This window comes from Mesorhizobium sp. M8A.F.Ca.ET.021.01.1.1 (assembly GCF_003998025.1).
In the GTDB taxonomy this organism is placed as follows: Bacteria; Pseudomonadota; Alphaproteobacteria; order Rhizobiales; family Rhizobiaceae; genus Mesorhizobium.
The window spans coordinates 1-1,587 of record NZ_RZSJ01000882.1 but is presented as its reverse complement, the minus strand read 5'-3'; the positions used below and the strand labels follow the sequence as shown (position 1 = coordinate 1,587).

Here is a 1,587-nt window from a genome sequence, read left to right as displayed (position 1 = left end):
CCGCCACAGAAAACGAAAAAGCCGCGGCGAACCGCGGCTTTTCGATGCTTGATCCCCTGAAGGAAATTGGAGCGGGTGAAGCGATTCGAACGCTCGACCCCAACCTTGGCAAGGTTGTGCTCTACCCCTGAGCTACACCCGCTCACACGGCGTCTTGGCCGCAAGCCGGGCCTATATGGCTGAAGAGCGCGGCGATTGCAACAGGGAAATAACAGGCCTTTTTGCTGCCCGGCGCCATGATGCAGGCAAGCCGCCCGTGACAAGGCTTCTCGCCGGATCTGGGGGCCGTGTTGGGCGGCGGCCCGACCATTGCCGCCTCGTCGCGGCGCGCACCATCGCCGCGTGCATGGGAATAACCGGCTTTCGCGGCGGCGCGCACCAGGCTTGCGCAAAAATGATTCCGATTCCGTGGCCGATGCGATAAACGGCATGGCCGCAAACCAGCCGAAGAAGAAATCCAATGCCGAAGACCGAAGCCGAGCTTTTCGCCTTTCTCGCCGAACTGGGCATCGCCGTTTCGACGAAACGCCACCCGCCGCTCTATACGGTGGCCGATTCGCAGGCGCTGCGCGGCGAAATCGCCGGCGGACACACCAAGAACCTGTTCCTGAAGGACAAGAAGGACAATTTCTTCCTGGTCACCGTCGGCGAGGACGCGGTCGTCGATCTCAAGCAGATCCATCAGTCGATCGGCGCCGCCAGCCGGGTTTCCTTCGGCAAGCCGGAAATGCTGATGGAGCTTTTGGGCGTCACGCCGGGCGCCGTCACCGTCTTCGGCGTCATCAATGACAGGGAAAACAGGGTCAAGCTGGTGCTCGACAAGGATTTGATGGCGCATGCCGTCATCAACGCGCATCCGCTGACCAACGAGGCGACGACGTCGATCGCGGCGGCCGATCTCATCAGATTCGTCGAGGCAACCGGGCACGATGCTGCTATCTTGAAAGTCTCGGCATGATCGCCACATGGATGGCGAAGCCGATTTCCAATTGAGACATGGCGCCGAGCCGCGGGCCGGCAGCGCGACCGAAAGGGTGACGAGATGAGCGACAACAATCCGTTTGGCGGATCATTCGGAAACAATGGCGGCCAGTATGCCACCACGGTGCAGTATGGCGGAACGGCCACGGCGCCGGCGAAGGCAGCGCTTGGCGATGCGCCCGCGGGCGCCCGCGCCGGCGATGTCATCAAGGACACGACGACCGCCGCCTTCGCCGCCGACGTCATCCAGGAATCGCGCCGCCAGCCGGTGCTGGTCGATTTCTGGGCGCCGTGGTGCGGCCCTTGCAAGCAGCTCACGCCGCAGCTGGAAAAGGCGGTCAAGGCCGCCGGCGTCAAGGTCAAGCTGGTCAAGATGAACATAGACGACCATCCCTCGATCGCCGGCCAGCTCGGCATCCAGTCGATTCCGGCGGTCATCGCCTTCAAGGACGGCCAACCGGTCGACGGCTTCATGGGCGCCATTCCCGAGAGCCAGATCAACGAATTCATCACCAAGGTCGGCGGCCAGGGCAATGGCGCGCCGCCGACCTTGGTGATGAATTCGTTGATCTGGCTCTCGGGAATGGCGCCCATGAAGCCGTCGAC

At 62.8% G+C, this 1,587-nt stretch carries 2 protein-coding genes and 1 tRNA gene; 2 read left to right on the top strand and 1 reads right to left on the bottom strand.

Going from position 1 to position 1,587, the window contains the following annotated elements:
* Window positions 1–67: 67 nt before the first annotated feature.
* Window positions 68–142 (bottom strand) — tRNA-Gly (locus EOA36_RS35040).
* Between the two features lie 318 nt (window positions 143–460).
* Between EOA36_RS35040 and EOA36_RS35035 the strand changes: the two genes are divergently transcribed.
* Both EOA36_RS35035 and trxA read left to right on the top strand, forming a co-directional pair.
* Entirely contained in the window at window positions 461–958 is a 498-nt protein-coding gene (locus tag EOA36_RS35035) for a prolyl-tRNA synthetase associated domain-containing protein (protein WP_127281199.1), read from the top strand.
* Window positions 959–1,042: 84 nt separating this feature from the next.
* The coding region (trxA, locus tag EOA36_RS35030; RefSeq protein WP_127281198.1) for a thioredoxin at window positions 1,043–1,587 on the top strand (545 nt) is incomplete at its 3' end.

Bases quoted from the DNA above. Each gene is read 5' to 3' on its own strand.
- EOA36_RS35035 (WP_127281199.1), top strand. From the start codon at position 461: ATGCCGAAGACCGAAGCCGAGCTTTTCGCCTTTCTCGCCGAACTGGGC.